The sequence below is a fragment of the Ensifer sp. R1-3 genome (assembly GCF_056739175.1).
This window is the reverse complement of the sequence record NZ_CP096517.1, coordinates 500,063-517,292: the sequence shown is the minus strand read 5'-3', so window position 1 is coordinate 517,292 and position 17,230 is coordinate 500,063. Positions and strand designations below refer to the sequence as shown.

General features: G+C 62.3%; 14 protein-coding genes and 1 pseudogene. 13 read left to right on the top strand and 2 right to left on the bottom strand.

What is annotated here, in order from left to right; translation table 11 throughout:
* Positions 1–245: 245 nt before the first annotated feature.
* Genes M1D43_RS27440 through M1D43_RS27430 form a run of 3 tightly spaced genes read left to right on the top strand, consistent with a single transcriptional unit; the run spans position 246 to position 3,162 of the window.
* On the top strand, positions 246–2,081 hold the full coding sequence (locus M1D43_RS27440) for a sensor histidine kinase (RefSeq protein ID WP_498814750.1): 1,836 nt from the start codon (positions 246–248) through the stop codon (positions 2,079–2,081).
* 9 nt (positions 2,082–2,090) lie between these two features.
* On the top strand, positions 2,091–2,753 hold the full coding sequence (locus M1D43_RS27435; RefSeq protein WP_234851583.1) for a response regulator transcription factor: 663 nt from the start codon (positions 2,091–2,093) through the stop codon (positions 2,751–2,753).
* Positions 2,754–2,760: 7 nt separating this feature from the next.
* The gene (locus M1D43_RS27430) at positions 2,761–3,162 is read left to right on the top strand and encodes a response regulator transcription factor (RefSeq protein ID WP_498814748.1); all 402 of its coding nucleotides are present in this window, start codon (positions 2,761–2,763) and stop codon (positions 3,160–3,162) included.
* 208 nt (positions 3,163–3,370) lie between these two features.
* Here the strand turns inward: M1D43_RS27430 and M1D43_RS27425 are convergent, their stop codons facing one another.
* Entirely contained in the window at positions 3,371–4,372 is a 1,002-nt protein-coding gene (locus tag M1D43_RS27425) for an HAD family hydrolase (RefSeq protein ID WP_498814747.1), read from the bottom strand.
* 185 nt (positions 4,373–4,557) lie between these two features.
* Entirely contained in the window at positions 4,558–6,231 is a 1,674-nt protein-coding gene (locus M1D43_RS27420; RefSeq protein WP_498814746.1) for an arylsulfatase, read from the bottom strand.
* A 399-nt stretch (positions 6,232–6,630) separates the two neighbouring features.
* Between M1D43_RS27420 and M1D43_RS27415 the strand changes: the two genes are divergently transcribed.
* From M1D43_RS27415 to M1D43_RS27370, 10 genes and pseudogenes are all read left to right on the top strand, one after another.
* Positions 6,631–7,434 (top strand): transporter, encoded by an 804-nt coding sequence (locus M1D43_RS27415; protein WP_498814745.1) that lies wholly within the window; start codon positions 6,631–6,633, stop codon positions 7,432–7,434.
* A 134-nt stretch (positions 7,435–7,568) separates the two neighbouring features.
* Positions 7,569–8,936 carry a DUF3300 domain-containing protein gene (locus tag M1D43_RS27410; protein WP_498814743.1) on the top strand — a complete coding sequence of 456 codons (1,368 nt, stop codon included), beginning with the start codon at positions 7,569–7,571 and terminating at the stop codon, positions 8,934–8,936.
* Positions 8,937–8,954: 18 nt separating this feature from the next.
* Positions 8,955–9,932 carry a DUF2950 family protein gene (locus tag M1D43_RS27405; RefSeq protein ID WP_498814741.1) on the top strand — a complete coding sequence of 326 codons (978 nt, stop codon included), beginning with the start codon at positions 8,955–8,957 and terminating at the stop codon, positions 9,930–9,932.
* A 33-nt stretch (positions 9,933–9,965) separates the two neighbouring features.
* Entirely contained in the window at positions 9,966–10,916 is a 951-nt protein-coding gene (locus M1D43_RS27400) for a formylglycine-generating enzyme family protein (RefSeq protein ID WP_498814740.1), read from the top strand.
* 17 nt (positions 10,917–10,933) lie between these two features.
* Positions 10,934–12,607 carry an autotransporter outer membrane beta-barrel domain-containing protein gene (locus M1D43_RS27395; protein ID WP_498814739.1) on the top strand — a complete coding sequence of 558 codons (1,674 nt, stop codon included), beginning with the start codon at positions 10,934–10,936 and terminating at the stop codon, positions 12,605–12,607.
* Between the two features lie 120 nt (positions 12,608–12,727).
* Positions 12,728–13,999, top strand: a complete 1,272-nt coding sequence (locus M1D43_RS27390; protein WP_498814738.1) for an alpha/beta hydrolase — start codon at positions 12,728–12,730, stop codon at positions 13,997–13,999.
* A 67-nt stretch (positions 14,000–14,066) separates the two neighbouring features.
* Positions 14,067–14,858, top strand: a complete 792-nt coding sequence (locus tag M1D43_RS27385; protein ID WP_318876755.1) for a hypothetical protein — start codon at positions 14,067–14,069, stop codon at positions 14,856–14,858.
* A gap of 216 nt (positions 14,859–15,074) precedes the next feature.
* Complete coding sequence (locus tag M1D43_RS27380; protein WP_498814737.1) at positions 15,075–15,365, top strand: FadR/GntR family transcriptional regulator; 291 nt, start codon at positions 15,075–15,077, stop codon at positions 15,363–15,365.
* A gap of 135 nt (positions 15,366–15,500) precedes the next feature.
* Positions 15,501–16,186, top strand: a pseudogene (locus M1D43_RS27375) (PhnA-like protein); the annotation flags it as partial.
* Positions 16,187–16,523: 337 nt separating this feature from the next.
* Positions 16,524–16,922: a response regulator transcription factor gene (locus M1D43_RS27370; RefSeq protein ID WP_498814735.1), complete on the top strand. Its 399-nt coding sequence runs from the start codon at positions 16,524–16,526 to the stop codon at positions 16,920–16,922.
* The last annotated feature ends 308 nt before the right edge of the window (positions 16,923–17,230 follow it).

The following is a 17,230-nucleotide window of genomic DNA, read 5'->3' as shown; positions in this document are numbered from 1 at the left end:
GTGTATCCATCCGCGATTTTTCGGATGAACGATAGATGGACCAAGGGCCAACTTCAGCTTGTCGAACCACTCGTCGTCGGACAGCTGCGGGTGTAAACTGCCGGCGCGGCTACCCCTAAAACTTGACGGCTTGCAATTCCGGCGAGCAAATCGCACAACGATGAATTGTCACGGGTTTGTCATGAGTTGCCCATCATATCTGCGTGGTGCCCGTTGACGAGGCACGGAGGCCGACAGCACAACGCATGAGACTCCAAATTCGCCCGTTGGTATTTGTCCTTGCCTTGTTGGCCTTCCCAGCGACGGCCATCGAAGGGCAAACTGCGGCGCCAAAGCGGGTACTCATCGTTTATGAAAACGAAAGCACGCTCTACGCAGCCGTACAGGTGGCGGCCGGAATTCGCCAGCATATGGAGGCGAATTCGTCCGAGCACATCGAGTTCTATACGGAATATCTCGACACCGTCCGCTTTGCGTCGCCCGACCATGCAAGCCGCCTCGTGGCCTTTCTCGAAGCGAAATACCGGCAGCTCCATCTGGACGTCGTCATGGCCGGCGGTCCTGGCGCTCTGCGCTTCGTCCTGGAGAACCGAGACCGTCTGGCCAAGGGCGTACCCGTCGTCTTCGGCGCGGTCACGGAGAACTCCATCGGCGACGACCTGCCGCCGGACGTCAAGGGCATTGTCAGCCGCTTCGACCTGGGCAGAACGGTACAATTGGCCAGCCGCCTTCAGCCGAGGGCGCGAAGGGTCGTGATCATGTCCGGTTCGGCGGATTTTGACCGGAGCTGGGATGCGACGGCGCGCCGCGTCCTGGGCGAGCGTTACGCCGGCCTCGATGTCGAATATGTGTCCGGCCTCTCGCTCGCCAGCTTCCGAAGCAAAGCCGCCGAGCTGCCTTCCGATTCGGTTCTCGTGATACTCACCGTCTTCCAGGATGCGGAGGGCACGAAGTTCGTGCCGCGCGAAGCGGCCACCAGGATCGCGGCAGCGTCGAGCGTGCCGGTCTACAGCGTGTACAGCTCCTATTTCGGTTCGCACGTCGTCGCCGGCTACGTAGGCACGTTCCAGTCGATCGGAGCGCAGATGGCCGCACTGTCGTTGGACATCATCATGGGCGACCTTTCGGCACCTCCGACGACGCCCGCGCGGGAAGTCGCGCTTGTCGATTGGCGTGAGGTTCGGCGATGGGAGATAGATGACCTCCTGATACCGGAAGGCGCCGAGATTCTGAACGACCAGCCAACCGCTTGGGAGCGCTACCGCCTGGCCATCATCGCTGCCCTTCTGGTGATCGTCGCGCAGATGCTGACCATCGCCGCGCTCACCTACCAGAACCGGCGCAGCCGCAAGCTCGAAGCGACGCTCGTCTCCGAGCGCCTGGAGCTTGCTCATCTCTCCAGGAGGTCTCAGCTCGGGGAACTCTCAGGAGCCCTGGCGCATGAACTCACCCAGCCGCTGACCTCGATCCTTGCCAATGCCGAGGCGGGGCAGAGGCTCGCAACGGATGAAGCTCCGGAGATCGACGAGATCCGCGCGATTTTCGAGGACATCGTCGCAGACGACAAGCGGGCCGCCGCGGTCATTGCGCAACTGCGCAGCATGATGCTGAAGGGCGAAGCTTCGCGGGAAGTTCTCGACCTAAACGAAGCGGTGCACTCGACCGTCGCCTTGGCGCGCGCCGAGCTGCTTGCGCGCCGAACCGAGGTGGAGGTCATCGAGCAGATCGCGCCCCTTTCCGTGAAGGGAAACCTCGTGCAGTTGCAACAGGTGATCCTCAACCTGCTTCTGAACGCGGCCGACGCCATGGCGGCCATCCCGCCAAAGCGACGCAGGGTTGAAATCACACTCGGGAAGCGCGAAAATGGTGACTGTGAACTGACTGTCGCCGACAGAGGACCGGGAATTCCGCCCGAATTGCGAACCGAGGTCTTTAAACCGTTCGTCAGCTCGAAGAAGACCGGCCTTGGTCTCGGCCTTGCGATCTGCCGGACCATCATCGAGTCCCAGGGTGGGACGCTGTTTTTCGACGACGGTGTGACGCGCGGAGCACGGGCCGTCGTCATACTGCCTTCAGCCTAGAGGTGTGCCATGAGGGAAAGCACCGGCAAGGTACTGCTCGTCGACGACGACGAAAGCATATTGCGGTCGCTCGGAAGGTTGCTCGGCGCCTCGGGCTATCATGTGCTCTCTTTCCAGAGCGCCCGAGCACTGCTGGACTCCGGCGAAACCGAAACGGCCGATTGCATCATCCTGGATCTCGGCCTGCCAGACTCCGACGGTCTTCACGTCCAGGAGACGCTTGCTGCCGCCGGGGGAGGCCAGTCGATCGTCTTCCTGACGGGTCGGGGAGATATTCCGGCAAGCGTGCGGGCGATGAAGGCCGGCGCCGTGGACTTCCTGACAAAACCGGTCGAGGCCGAGACCCTGCTTGCCGCCGTCAACATGGCGCGCCAGCGTGCCTGCGCGTTGCGTGAAGTCGAGGAGAAAAAGGCAAGCGTCGTGAGGCGGCTCGACAGCCTCACGGCGCGTGAAGCGCAGGTGATGCATCTTGTCGTCGCCGGCCGGCTGAACAAGCAGATAGCCGCCGATCTCGGCATTATGGAGAAAACCATCAAGGTCCACCGTGGCCGCATGATGGCGAAACTGGGGGTGCGAACGGTTGCCGACCTCGTTCGCCTCGTCGTCTCAGGCCCGCCAGACGCGGCATTGGGCCCAAGTCCAACTACGATCAGAGAAGGCAATGAGCTATGAATGATGGATGAGCGGACAACAGAACATCATCGCGATTGTAGACGACGACGAGCTAGTCCGTCGCGCCCTTTGTCGCCTGGTGCTGTCATTGTCCTTCACGCCCGTAGCGTTCGCCTCCGGTGAGTCGTTTCTGAAAGCGCTCGATCAGACTTCGCCGTCCTGCGTCCTCTTGGACTTTCACATGCCGAGCCTGAACGGCCTCGACGTATTGCACGAGCTCAGGGCACGACAGTCGATGCCGGCCGTTATCGTGATAACCGGTGCGGATGATGATGGCCTGCGTGAGAGCTGCATGCGTGCCGGCGCAGCGGGCTTCCTCAACAAGCCGCTCTCCCGCGACACGCTTTCTTCGGCGATCGAAGCCGTGCAGGAAGATCGCAACGCCAGGTCGAGCCGGCCTCAAGAATGAGGCCGGTTTATCCGCCTGCTGCACGGAGCGGCGCGAGGAGCCTACTGCATGTTGTTAATCGTATCCGATTAAAGGCCAAAAACATGTAGCAAAACAAAAATGCTACAGTGATCGCTGCGCGTCCGATAAGACGCACGGCTGAGCTCGCTTGATGCTGCGGTCGAAGCCTCTGCGGGCGCGGAGAGGTTTGGCGCGGCCGGTGCTTGGCTTACTTCGGATAGATGACCTTCCAGTCGTCCTTCATGCTGACGATCGTCCAGCCGCGCGCGGGCGCCTCGTCCAGACCACGGGCAAGCCGGCCGAAATGGGAGTCCCGGTCGTAGGCGTTTTCGCGCTCCGCATCATCGTGATGGACGATCAGGCCGAAACGGCGCCCAGGTCCGGACGTCGTCCATTCGAGCATCTCGAAATCGCCGTCCGAATTGCCGAAGGCGGCGATCGGCCGCCGGCCGATGAACTTGTGGATGCCGACAGGCTTGCCTGGACCATCGTCGATGAAGTCGACTTCCGGCAGGCGTAGGATCGCCGGCACGCCGTTGCGCGGCTCGTACTTCGTCTTGATGCTGGAGCCGACGACGTTCTCCGGGGGGATGCCGTAAACCCGCTCGGTCCACGGGCGCATGAATTCCACGCCGCCGCCCGAGACGATGAAGACCTTGAACTCCTTGGCCTTCAGGTAATCAATCAATTCGATCATTGGCTGAAAGATGTGGGCGGTATAGGGTTTACCCGATACCGGGTGCCGGGCGGAAGTGGTCCAGTCGGAAACGATCTTTTCGAATTCCTCGGTGGACATGCCGGCATGGGTGGCCGCAAGGAGTTCCACCAATCCCTTCTGGCCGCTGGCCGCAACGCCCGCCATGTCGCCGGAAAGCACGGATTTGAACGGCCCCTTTGTCTGCCATTCCGGATGTTGCGGCGCCAGCTGCTTCACGCGGTCGAGGACGAAAGCAAGCTGGACATACATCGGCTGCTCGCCCCAGAGCGTTCCGTCGTTGTCGAAGACCGCCACACGATCCGCCGGCTCGACGAAATCGGCGCTTCCCTCGGTCGTGGTCGCGGTAACGAAATCGACGATCCGTGACTTTGTCTCTCCATCGACCCATGACGGCAGGACTTCAGCGTCGGCCGCGAGCGCGGGTGCAACGGACGATGCCGCGACTGCGAACGCCGCTATCTTCAGGGCCAAGCGGCGGTTGACTTCGAACATGTTCTCACTCCCTGCAAATTCAGGTTTGCCGCAGCGTTGGTGAGCTGCAGCGCCTTGCGTCGGTTTCTGCGCCTTGTGTGCCCCGCAATGTTGAGCGGACGAACGAAGCGGTTTGTGCCTTGTTTCATGGAACCGAGGACCGACGCCAACGGGCCGGTCCTCACGCGTTCGAGTGCGAATCCGGCTCAATTCCTCATGCCGGCCCGCAGGCTCTCCTCTATTTTGCTGAGGTTGAACGACCCCGGCGTCTGACTTGGCGGGTAGTCCTTCATCGTCTGCAGGAATCTTGCCGCCATGCCCTGAATCGGAACCACGACGAAGGCGCGTTCGAGGAACCAGTCGTTGTAGGTGTTCGAATTGTGTTGCGCCTTCTCGAACGGGTCGCGCCGCAGATTGAACAACAGCGGCACGCGCAATTCGGTGAATGGCTCACGCCAGACGCCGAAGGCTTCGCCGCGGTTCTCCAGGAACACGACCTTCCAGTCGTCGTAGCGGGCCGCGACGACCTGCCCGTCGTCGTTCACGTACCAGAATTCGTGACGCGGCGACTGGTCGACTTTCCCCGCGAGGTAGTCGAATTGATTGTAGCCGTCGATGTAGTTGCGATAGCGGCGACCGTTGAGTTCGACACCGTTCGCCAGCTTCTCCTTTACGTCCGTTGCGCCGGCGATCGCAGCAAAGGTCGGCAGCCAGTCCTCGTGCGCAACGATGCCGTTGAGGGTCTTGCCTGCGGGAAATTGAGCCGGCCAGCGAACAAAGGCGGGAACTCGATAGGCGCCCTCCCAGTTCGAATTCTTCTCGCTCCTGAACTGGGTCGTGGCGGCATCGGGCCAGGTGTTGTAATGCGGCCCGTTGTCGGTCGAGTACATGACGACGGTGTTCTCGGCGATTCCGAGGTCGTCGAGGAGCTTCAGCAATTCGCCGACATGCATATCATGTTCGACCATGCCGTCGTGGTATTCGTCGCCGCTTGGTCCCGATATGCCGGTGTGTTCCGCCTTCACATGCGTGCGAAAATGCATGCGCGTGCCGTTCCACCAGACGAAGAAGGGCGTGCCTGCCTGATTTTGACGGGTAATGAAATCCTTGGCCGCGGCGAGGGTCTCCTCGTCGATCGTTTCCATCCGTTTTTTGGTCAGCGCGCCCGTATCCTCAACCTTGCCATCGGCGAAGGAGTGAATAACACCACGCGGACCGAAACGCCGGCGGAACTCCGCGTCCCTGGGATAGTCGCGGTTCTCCGGTTCTTCCTCCGCATTGAGGTGATAAAGGTTGCCGAAGAACTCGTCGAAGCCGTGGTTGGTCGGCAGGTGCTCGTCGCGGTCGCCCTGGTGGTTCTTGCCGAACTGGCCCGTCGCATAGCCTTGGCTCTTGAGAACGGTCGCCATAGTGATGTCGGTTTCCTGCCAGCCTTCGGTCGCGCCGGGGAGACCTACTTTGGTCATCCCGGTACGCACCGGCACATTGCCGCCGATGAAGGCGGCGCGCCCGGCCGTGCAGCTCTGCTGCCCATAGTAATCGGTGAAAGACAAGCCTTCCTGAGCGATGCGGTCGATGTTCGGCGTCCTGTAGCCCATCATGCCGCGGTTGTTGTGGCTGATGTTCCAGGTGCCGATGTCATCGCCCCAGATGACCAGAATGTTCGGCCGGTTGGCTGGTGCGCCAGCGGCTGGCGCTTGGGTCTGGGTTTGCGTCTGGGCTTGGGCACGGGCAGGCTGCGCGTTGCCGGTGAGAACGGTGGAGGCGGCGGCAATGGCCGTACCGCCGAGCAGGACGCTGCGCCGGGTGAGGCTGGCCTGCTCGCGGGGGCCGCTCTCGACGGTGTCGCGCGCGTCTTTGATCGTCGTCTCGTCTTTCATCAGGATTTCTCCTCTGGTGGAGCGCCGGTGGGGAGAGGATGCGATTCAAGGCCGGTGCGGGGCTCAGTCCCGCGCCCGCGGCCTGGCCGCAGTATGATTCGGCCCTTTTCCGCTGAGAGATAGTTGGACCAAAGGCCAACTTGTCGTGTCCTGTTGGTCGTAATTCATTGGAAGCGAGGTACTTTGGCGAACGAGTGTCCGGGGAGGCGTCACTTTATGCCATCCTTCGCCCGCGACGGATTGGACGAAAGCACTGCATCAAGCCCGGAGCGACGCGCGCCGCCCGGGGTGCAATGCCCCTCGAATTCGCCGGTTGCAAGCAAGGTGGCGGTCACGGATTGTCTTGATTTTCCCCGATTCATCGCCCTCCACCGGTGACCTAAGACAGGAGAGTGATCCGTGACACTCAGGCTTCCGCTCCCAGCCCTTGTCGTGACTGCCGCCATCTCCGGCACTGCCCACGCACAGGATTCGTCCGGCGCGGACCTCGCCAAACAACTCTCCAATCCGATCGCATCGCTGATCAGCGTGCCCTTCCAGTTAAATTACGATCGCGGCTACGGTCCGGACGACGGACACCGGCTGACGTTGAACATCCAGCCGGTGATACCGATCTCGCTCAACGAGGACTGGAACCTGATCTCGCGGACGATCCTGCCGGTGATTTCGCAGGACGACATTGCCGGCCCTTCGGGCGATCAGTTCGGCCTCGGCGACACCGTGCAGAGCTTCTTCTTCTCGCCCAAGGAGCCGACGGCCGGCGGGATCATCTGGGGCGCCGGTCCGGTCTTTCTGATCCCGACGGCAACGGACGATCTCCTCGGCGGCGAGAAATGGGGCATCGGTCCAACCGTGGTGGCGCTGAAGCAGGACGGACCTTGGACATATGGCGCGCTCGTGAACCACATCTGGTCCTTCGCCGGCGATGACGACAGGGCGGACGTGAATTCGACCTTCCTGCAGCCCTTCGTTTCCTACACCACGCCGGACGCCTGGACCTTCGCCGTCAACACCGAAAGCACCTATGACTGGGAGAGCGACGAGTGGTCCGTTCCGATCAACTTCCAGGTGTCGAAGCTGGTCAAATTCGGCGAACAGCCGGTGAGCTTTACCGCCGGCGCCCGCTACTGGGCGGCGGCGCCCGACAATGGTCCGCAGGGGTGGGGTGCACGCGTCGCCGTCACGTTCCTGTTCCCGAAGTGAGTTAAAGCGCAGCGAGACTCGTTGGAGGGCGCATTGCGCCGATCGAGGTCGCCGCAGAACGAAGGCATGAGACCGGGACCGGGCAACCGCCCCGAAACCGCAACCTCGAAGGGCAAAAGCGTGGGAGTAATGCTATGCCAAATCAGTTGCTCAGATTGTTCGTACGTCCAATCGGTGTTGCGGGCCTGGCAATGCTGATAGCCGCCAGTCCGACGCTGATTCCTCGGAGCCTTGCTCAGGGGACCGCTGCAGGCCAGGCGAGCGCGCCAAGCGAGGACCAACCCGATCTCTTGTCCGAGGACGAGCTCGAGGTCATGGTTGCGCGCATCGCGCTTTATCCGGACGAGTTGGTCGCGCTCATCAGCACCGCGTCGCTGTACCCACTGCAGATCGTCGAGGCGCAACGCTTCCTCGAACAGAAGAAGACAAACAAGGACCTGCAGCCGAAGGATAGCTGGGACGACAGCGTGATATCGCTTCTCAACTACCCCGAGATCGTCAAGATGATGAGCGACGACCTCGACTGGACCCAGGCGCTCGGCGGCGCGCTCGCCTATCAGCAGAAGGATGTGCTGGTCGCCATCCAAACCTTGCGCGACAAGGCCGTGGCGGACGGCGTGATCAAGACGGACGACAAGGTGAAGGTCGTCAACGAGGGCGACAATGTCGTCATCCAGGCGGCGGATCCGGAAAAAATCTATGTTCCCCGGTACGAGCCGCAAATGCTCTACGAGCCAGGCTACGCGCCGGCGCCAATCGCCTATTACGAGAACCCCTATCCCAACTATTACTATCCCTCGGCGCCGTACTTCGCGGCTGCGATCACCGGTGCCGCGATATGGGCGGCGGCGGTGGATTGGGACGACTGGGGCGTCTGGGGTGGGCATTGGGACGGCGATGTCGATATCGACTGCGACAATTGCTTCAACGACATCGACATCGACCGGGACAAGTTCAAGATCAACGACGTCGACTGGAAGAACGTCGACCGGTCCAAGATCAAATTCGACAAGAACCAGTTCGCCAATATCGATCGCGACAAGTTCAAGAACGACTTCAAGGCGAACCGCAACAACAACATCGCCAATCGTGCGAAGGAGGTCCGTCGCGGCCGCGCGGACACGATCGCGCACAGGCCGGGCAAGGTTTCGGTCGACGACATCCGCAAGAGCAGGGTCGACGCGAACCGCGGTCGGGCAGAACGCGAGCGGGCGGCGAACGTTCAGCGGCGCGCGGGTGGAGAAGCGGCCGTGAACCGCGCCCGCGCCAGCACCGTAAAACACGCCACCTCCAGGCCGCATGTCAACCGCAAGGTCACGAGGCCGAAGCCCGGCGCGCATGTGCAGCACCGCTCCGGTGGCAAGCATTCCGCGCTTGGCAAAGTCGGCCACAAGCGGCAGACGCATATATCGTCCAACCGTGGACGTCATTCCATGGGTGGCGGCCATCGTGGCGGTGGCGGACACAAGATGGTGAAGCGCGGCGGTGGACGTCGCCGGTAATCGGATCGGGAGGCTACGATGACGAAGTCCATTCGTGAAGGGATCGCGCTCCCACTTCTCGGGATGATCCTACTTGGCAGCACCGCCCTTATGCCGGCGGCGCTTACGCCGTCCCTGGCGCACGAAGCCGGCGATGAGACGCCGCTTTCGGAATATGCGGCGGCCGAGGATCCGCCTGTCTTCGACACGCCGGAAGCGGCGGTGGAGGCGTTCAAGTCGACGGTCACCGGTGGCGACTTCGACAAGCTCGCCGCCCTCGTCGGGCTCGACGCAGCCAAGGCCAAGGCGAGCGAGGGCGTCATGGAGACCTATGCCGAGATCAAGGAAGGGGTGAAGGAGAAGGTCGTCGTCGAGGACGTTGAGGGCCGCAAGGTCCTCGAGATCGGCGAGGAACTCTGGCCCTTTCCCTTCCCGATCTCGAAGGGGGACGATGGCAAATGGGCGTTCGACACCTTCGTCGGCCTGGAAGAGATCGCCAACCGCCGGGTCGGCGAGAACGAGCTCGCCACGCTTGCCACCATGCGCGCCTATGTCGAGGCGCAGGAGGAATACGCGCTCGACGATCATGACGGCGACGGCGTCATGGAATACGCCCAGAAGCTGATCAGCAGCGAGAGCGCGCAGGATGGCCTCTATTGGCCGGCCGAGCAGTTCGGCGGCGAGGAAAGCCCGGCGGCTGCGGCTCTTGCCGAGGGTGCCGCTCTGGACCGGGCGAAGGACGGCGAAGGCTTTCAGGGCTATCGCTACCGCATCCTGACCAGCCAGGGTGAGAATATTGCCGGCGGGAAATACGACTACGTCATCAACGGCAACATGATAGCCGGCTTCGGCCTGGTGGCCTGGCCGGTGAAATACGGGGTCAGCGGCGTGAAGACCTTCGTGGTCAACCGCAACGGCATCGTCTACGAGGCCGATCTCGGCGAGGACACCGAGAAGACCGCAGCAGCGATCCGCACGTTCAATCCGAACGACGACTGGGAAGTCGTCCAGGATTGAGGACCGATGTCGAATGCGTTCGGGAGATCGTCGATGAAGTCTGCTGCACTGGAGCATCGACCGGCGGCGGAGATGGTCTGGGTTCCCGGTGCGACGTTCATGATGGGATCGAACGACCATTACCCCGAGGAAGCGCCCGTTCATCCCGTAACCGTCGACGGCTTCTGGATCGACGAGGCGCCGGTGACGAACCGGCAATTCCTCGAATTCGTAAATGCGACGGGGCATGTGACCTTTGCGGAAAGAAAGCCGCGCGCCGAAGACTATCCGGGCGCCCCTCCTGCCAATCTGAGGGCCGGCTCGCTCGTCTTCACGCCTCCGAAGCGCCCGCTGCAGGGGAACGACATATCGCAATGGTGGATCTTCACGCTCGGCGCCAACTGGCGGCACCCGCTGGGGCGCAAGAGCAGCATCGGAGCCATACTGGACCACCCGGTCGTCCATGTCGCCTATGACGATGCCAAGGCTTATGCCGAATGGGTCGGCAAGGAGCTGCCGACCGAGGCCGAATGGGAACTCGCCGCGCGTGGCGGTCTTGACGACGCCGAGTTCGCCTGGGGCGACGAGCTTGTGCCGGGCGGAAATCACATGGCCAATACCTGGCAGGGCAGCTTCCCGATCGAAAATGCGATGGAGGACGGGTTCGCGCGGACGTCGCCGGTGAGATTTTATCCTCAGAACGGCTATGGCCTCTATGACATGATCGGCAATGTCTGGGAGTGGACCTCGGACTATTGGTCCGTGCGCCATGCCGAGCCGGCCGCCAAGCCGTGCTGCATTCCGAGCAATCCGCTGAACACGAATGCCGATGCGAGCGTCGATCCAACGGCCAGGGTGAAGGTTGCGCGGCGCGTGCTCAAGGGCGGATCGCATCTTTGTGCGCCGAACTACTGCCGGCGGTACCGTCCCGCGGCGCGGCACGCCCAGGAGATCGACACGACGACGAGCCACGTTGGTTTCCGTTGCGTGAGGCGGACCCCATGATGCGACGGGTGCGGAGCATGCTTGGCGACCAAGCCCACCATTGTGGAAGACTGGCGCAATCCATATATCTCGGTGGGGCTCTGATTGCGGGCATCCCGGGCCTTAGTCCAACCGGGGAAGCATTTGCTGCGAACTGCAACTCGCGCGGCGGCCTGGCCTATCTCGGAAACACGCAAGGGGCGACGCGATCAGTCTGGCTTTCGGGGACCAGTGCTGGCTCTTTCAGCCTCGAGGCGGCCAAGGGCAATCAAACCGTCGATACCTGGAATAAAAGCAAACGCGGTCTCCACCTCTCGCTTTCGCCGGTCGTTTCGAGCGGCAACGGCGGGACGCACAAGCTCTACGACACATCGACCGGCAAGCCTTGTCTGCTCGACACGCAGAACCAGAAGCGCGGGCCGCGTCCTGACATCACCTGGCCGCAGGGCCTACCGGATGTCGGCCCTCAGCGCGTCTTTCCGGATTTTTCGCTGCCCGACGGCCGGCCTGACGTCGGCCCGCAGCCCGTCGTCCCGGATTTCTCCCTGCCTGACGGCCGGCCTGACGTCGGCCCGCAGCCCGTCTTCCCGGACTTCTCCCTGCCTGACGGCCGCCCCGACGTCGGCCCGCAGCCTGTCTTCCCAGATTTCTCCTTGCCTGACGGCCGCCCTGACGTCGGCCCGCAGCCCGTCTTTCCTGGGTTCGCTCCGCCCACCCCGACCCCGGCTAGAGGTGGCCGCGTGACCGCGGCCCGGACGCCGCAGACCTGTATCGACCCCCGCTCCGTTGATACCAATCAGCGGCGCGACCTGCCGATCTGCCCGGATCTCGTTCCCGAAGAGGCAGCCGCCCAGGGAAGGGCGCAGTCGCCAGCGGTGCCGTTGACGCCCGGCCGTGATCTGCCTGCCCCCTCGCTGTGGAATTTCTGGTGGGATGCGCGGTTCGCCGACATCTCCGACGAGCGCTACGAGCGCGACAGCGACACGCTTGCCCGCTCGCTGGACATGGGCCTCGATCGCCGTATTACCGACGACCTTGTCCTCGGCATGTCCTTTTCGTTGGAAGACAGTTCGACCGACGCCTTCAGCGGGTCCCTGGACATCGATACCGAAGGCTTCAGCTTCGGCCCCTATTTGGCTTATCGCCTGTCGAAGCACTGGGCGGTCGACGCATCCCTGACCTACGGCCGCTACAATAACGATGTCGACCTGAGCGTACTCAGCGGCGACTACGATTCAGAGCGCCTCGCCGGCGAGGTTTCGCTACATGGTCAATACAAGTTCGGGGCCTATTTCATCCGCCCAAAGGCATCCGTCACCTTTTCACACGTCGACAGCGATGGTTACGATCTCTCGGGCAATATTCTCAATCTTCCGGTGAGCGTGTCGCTTCCGGGCGACAGCTACAATTATGGGGCCCTGGATCTGTCGACAGAGGTCAGCCGGTTCTTTCGCCTGCCCGACGGACAGCCGTTCCTCGTCTTCGCCGAGCTCGGCGCTCAATATGAATTCGAGCGGCCGAACGACGGCAAGATTCTCACCGGTGATCTTAACGAAGCAACGCCGTCGCCCTGGGTGTTTTCACTCCGCTCGGGTTTCAGGATGCTGTTGAACGATAACCTCCAGATCGAAGCGACCGGAGGATATCTGAGCCTCGGCCAGGACGACCTCGACATATGGGAGGGCAAGCTGCATGTCTCCTGGAGCTTCTGAAGGCGGGAGGTGCCCTCCCGGCAGTTTGCTGATGGACCTCGTGCTCCGGCCCCACAATTGCCAGTCAACTGATGTGGTGGCAAATGTGTCAGCAGCGCCGAATCGTGGGGGACAGGACAGTTGCTGAGGGACGTGCGCTTGCAAGAAAATGTGTCCTCTGTTGCGAAGTTTGGCCGGCGAGCCGCTGCGGCCTTCGTTGCGCTGTCTCTTGTTTCGGGTTGCGGGGGTCACCCTAAAGGCGTCATGACTCCGGTGGCTCTGGCGCAGCCGTCGAACACCTCGCAGGTCGACATGCTGGTGGCGACCACGCGCCAGCCCTCGGGCGACCCGGCGACCCTGTTTTCGGGAGAGCGCAGCCCGACGCTTTCGATGACCGATGTGGCGGTTTCGATCCCGCCGGACTCGCGCCGCGCGCCGGGCACGGTGCAGTGGCCGCGCAAGCTGCCACCCAATCCGGAAACCGATTTCGCCGTCACGCGCGTGCGCGAAATGGCATCGGAAGACGAGGCGCGCACCTGGTTCCGCGCCCATAACAAGGACGGCCATGTGCTTCTTTTCGTGCATGGCTTCAACAACCGCTATGAGGACGGCGTCTTCCGGCTGGCCCAGATTGTCCATGATTCCGGTGCGCAGGCGACACCTATGCTGTTCACCTGGCCGTCGCGTGCGCGGGTGTTCGACTATAATTACGACAAGGAGAGCACCAACTATTCGCGCACCGCGCTCGAGGATACGCTGCGCACGCTGGCAAATGCCCCGAACGTCAAGGACGTCACCATCCTTGCCCATTCTATGGGAACCTGGCTGACGATGGAGGCGCTGCGCCAGATGGGAATTCGCGACGGGAAGATCGCGCCGAAGATCGAGAACGTGATTCTCGCTTCGCCCGACATCGACCTCGACGTCTTCGCCAAGCAGTGGACCGATATGGGCGATGAACGGCCGAAATTTACGATCTTCGTCTCGCAGGACGACCGGGCGCTGGCGCTTTCGCGACTGATCTCGGGGGATGTCTCGCGGCTCGGCGCGATCGACCCCAGCGCCGAACCCTATCGCACGCAGCTAGAGACAGCCGGCATTACTGCGATCGACCTCACCAAGGTCGAGACGGATGACGGCTTGCACCACGGCAAGTTCGCTGAGAGCCCCGAGATCGTGCAACTGATCGGGCAGCGGATCATCAAGGGGCAGACGCTGACCGACTCCGAGATCACTTTGGGCGAAGGGATCACCGCCGTCGTCGCCGGCACGGCCAAGAATGTCGGCACCGTCGCGGCTGCCACGATCACCGCGCCGGTCACCATAATCGAAGGCCGCGGCACGCCGCCGAAGAAGGTCAATCTCGAGGAGACGTTGACAAGCAATGGGAGGGCCGAAAATGTGTCTCGTTAGAGATTCGAACGGATTTAAGTATTGGCCGGAATCGGCCGCAAACAGCGCGCGTTGATTGGAGGATGTGATGACGTCTCGCTTCGTACGGGCCCTGATCTCCATCGGAGGCTGCCTGCTTGCCGGCGGCGCAACGGCCGCGGATATCTATTCTCCGGTGACGCCGGAGGTCCAGCAGGTCACGACCGAGAGCGGCTGGACGTTTTCCTTCGCGCCGTACTTCTGGGCGGCGGGGCTCTCAGGAGATATTCAGCAGTTCGGTCTGCCTGCCGTCGACGTGGATGCCAGCTTCAGCGATGTGTTCGACCACCTCGACTTTGCTGCAATGGCGATCGGCGAGGCGCGCTATGGGCCCTACAGCATCTTCGGCGACGTGCTGTACACTAAACTTTCGGGTCAGGGCGGCACGCCCAGGGGCATTCTCGCAACCGACGTCGAACTCTCGACGGAGACTTTCGCCGGCTTGATCGGCGCCGGCTACACAGTCTTTCACGACAGTTCCCTGCGGCTCGATGTCGTGGGTGGCCTGCGTGTCTGGTCCGTCGAAAGTGAACTCTCCTTCAGCGGCGGCATTCTCGACGGGGTTTCGAGAGAGGACGACGCGGCCTGGGTGGACGGGCTGGCCGGCTTTCGCGGAACTTATTCGATCACGCCGGAAATCTACCTGACGGGATGGGGACTGGTCGGCGCCGGCGGTGCCGATCTCGATTGGGACGTGGCCGCCGCGATCGGTTACCGGTTCAGTGACACCATATCTGCCGTCGCCGGATATCGCGCGCTTGGGGTCGACTACAGCGATGACGGGTTTGTCTTCGACGTCGTTCAGCAGGGGCCGATACTGGGTTTGGTGGTGCGGTTTTAAGCCTTGGCGCCAGAATCCGCCAGGGTCGGCCGGGAGATGGCTTCCCTCCGTTGCCCCCTGATCGAGGAGAATGCCAAGCCTACGCCAGAGGAGGTCGATTTTCCTCGCCCCGGGCGATCAGCGCCATGTCCTCCTGAGCCTGCTGAACCGCGTTGCTCGCCATCGCGGGCAACTCGGACAATGTCATCCTCTGCGCCTCCTGCATTCAAGGCCCGGATGAGCCTGCCTCTGATGGAACTGCGCCGGGCGATTGAGCCCGCCGTGGCGGAATTGGCAGCCTTGCGCGCCAAGGTCCACGAAATATTGGTTATCACGGATGCATTCCGCGCCATGGAGAAGGCCGATACCCTGCAGAGCTTTTCGGAAGCGGATTTGGCTTTCCATCGGTCGCCGTTTGTTGCTTCGGGCAACCCGGTCTTCATGCAGCTCGAGGTGGTTCTCGATCCTCCTGCTGCGAATGTTCCTCGACAAAGCGCTTTCTGCTCCGCCCGCCAAGATGGGCGTTGAACTTCACCGGGTGGTCGTGGCCGCCATCAATGCCCGTAATCTCGGCGGCGCACGGCGCGTGATGGAGGGCCTGATAGCCTGGACTTTTCTTCTCCATGTGAGTCTCTGCCGGTGCCAGGAATGATCGCCAGCATTCCGGATCCCAGTACGTTTTCCATTGTCGGGGGTCTCTGGTTCGTAGTCTCGGGCATCGTCGCAGCCTTCGTAGGTGATATGTCGCCAGCCGCGTCTCCGGCCGCCCCAGCAAGGCGACCGGGGGTTACCATGGACTGACCAGTTGGGCCGTCACGACATTGGTCGTACTCTATCTGCTGACGACCTCGGTCGGTACCCTGGTCGGCGGCGCCTTCAGCGGCCTGAGCAGCATCATCGGGGGCGTCGGCAGAACTGCCGCCATCGTGACCACTGCAGCAGCACCTGCGGTGGCATCATCCGCCGATCCGACGGCGGACATCGAGCGGCAGATCAGGAGCGCAACCGGCGGCAACGATCCGGCAGCTCTCCGCGACGCTGCGGTCGCAGCCGTACGTGCGGCAGTCACCGGCAATGAGGCGACCGCGGAAGAAGCCCGAAGCCGCGCCGCTGACGCCATTGCCAAGGCGCAGAACATTCCGGTGGACCAGGCGCGCGCGCAGGTTCAACAGTACGAAGAGAGCTACAAGGCCTCGGTGGAACGTGCCAAGCAGCAGGCTACCGAAGCCGCCGACACCGCCGCCACAGTTGTCTCTATCGGAGCCCTTTTGGGCTTTGTCTCGCTGGTTCTAGGCGCCGTCGCTGGTTGGTTCGGTGGCGCGTTTGGAACGGGCCGAACCGTGTACCCACGGAGACAACCCGCCGCGCCGGCTAGAAAATCCTCCGCTCATCGTTGGAGCGCCGAGAACGACTGGACTGCCAAGGATCGTCTCTACGAAGACGTTCGGCCGGCGATTCAAGATGGCCGCTTAAACTCATGCCGGGCCAGCTACGGTGCATTCGTCGCGATCCTGTTGAACAAGCAGACAGCCGGAGAAAACGATCAAGGTCCACCGTGGTCGCGTAATGGCGAAACTGGAACGGTTGCCGACCTCGTTCGCCTCGTCGTCGTCTCAGGCCCGCCCGACGCGGCATTGGGCCGAAGTCCAACTACGATCAGAGAAGGCGATGCGCTATGAATGACGGATGAGCGGACAACAGCGCATCATCGCGATTGTGGACGACGACGAGTTGGTTCGTCGCGCCCTTTGTCGGCTGGTGCTGTCATTGTCGTTCACCCCGGTGGCGTTCGCCTCCGGTGCGTCGTTTCTGAAAGCGCTCGATCAAACGTCGCCGTCCTGCGTCCTCCTGGACTTCCACATGCCGAGCCTGAACGGCCTCGACATTTTGCACGAGCTCCGCACGCGACAGCCGATGCCGGCCGTTATCGTGATAACCGGTGCGGACGAAGATGGCGTGCGTGAGAACTGCATGCGTGCCGGCGCCGCGGGCTTCCTCAACAAGCCGCTCTCCCGCGACATGCTGTCTTCGGCGATCGAAGCCGTGAAGTGCGGATGGCGTCCGCGACCCAAACGATTTTCCTAAAGTGCTTTATGGAGAGATCCCATGTCTGGCCGGAGAACCAGTATGTGCATCACAGAACCCACCCAGACACGCCGCTGATGATCACTGTAGCCCTAGGTTTTCTCGGGTTGCACAATTTCCCGTAAATTGTACCTTTCGGATCTGCGACTCTGGCGCGCAAGCATGGGAGACGATGAATACGGGACTTTTTACCGAGCGCACAACGTTGTTGGCGATAACACGACGCACCATCGCCAGGCGGTCTCCACGGGCCGGCCTTGTTTGATATGGGGACGGTTCCTGCTGGGCACCGTCCGCGCGAAGCGCAC

Excerpts from the sequence above, each read along its gene's own strand:
- M1D43_RS27395 (WP_498814739.1), top strand. The coding sequence starts at position 10,934 with ATGCTTGGCGACCAAGCCCACCATTGTGGAAGACTGGCGCAATCCATA.
- M1D43_RS27405 (WP_498814741.1), top strand. The coding sequence starts at position 8,955 with ATGACGAAGTCCATTCGTGAAGGGATCGCGCTCCCACTTCTCGGGATG.
- M1D43_RS27410 (WP_498814743.1), top strand. The coding sequence starts at position 7,569 with ATGCCAAATCAGTTGCTCAGATTGTTCGTACGTCCAATCGGTGTTGCG.
- M1D43_RS27440 (WP_498814750.1), top strand. The coding sequence starts at position 246 with ATGAGACTCCAAATTCGCCCGTTGGTATTTGTCCTTGCCTTGTTGGCC.
- M1D43_RS27385 (WP_318876755.1), top strand. The coding sequence starts at position 14,067 with ATGACGTCTCGCTTCGTACGGGCCCTGATCTCCATCGGAGGCTGCCTG.
- M1D43_RS27400 (WP_498814740.1), top strand. The coding sequence starts at position 9,966 with ATGAAGTCTGCTGCACTGGAGCATCGACCGGCGGCGGAGATGGTCTGG.
- M1D43_RS27380 (WP_498814737.1), top strand. The coding sequence starts at position 15,075 with ATGAGCCTGCCTCTGATGGAACTGCGCCGGGCGATTGAGCCCGCCGTG.
- M1D43_RS27420 (WP_498814746.1), bottom strand. The coding sequence starts at position 6,231 with ATGAAAGACGAGACGACGATCAAAGACGCGCGCGACACCGTCGAGAGC.
- M1D43_RS27425 (WP_498814747.1), bottom strand. The coding sequence starts at position 4,372 with ATGTTCGAAGTCAACCGCCGCTTGGCCCTGAAGATAGCGGCGTTCGCA.
- M1D43_RS27435 (WP_234851583.1), top strand. The coding sequence starts at position 2,091 with ATGAGGGAAAGCACCGGCAAGGTACTGCTCGTCGACGACGACGAAAGC.
- M1D43_RS27370 (WP_498814735.1), top strand. The coding sequence starts at position 16,524 with ATGAGCGGACAACAGCGCATCATCGCGATTGTGGACGACGACGAGTTG.
- M1D43_RS27430 (WP_498814748.1), top strand. The coding sequence starts at position 2,761 with ATGAGCGGACAACAGAACATCATCGCGATTGTAGACGACGACGAGCTA.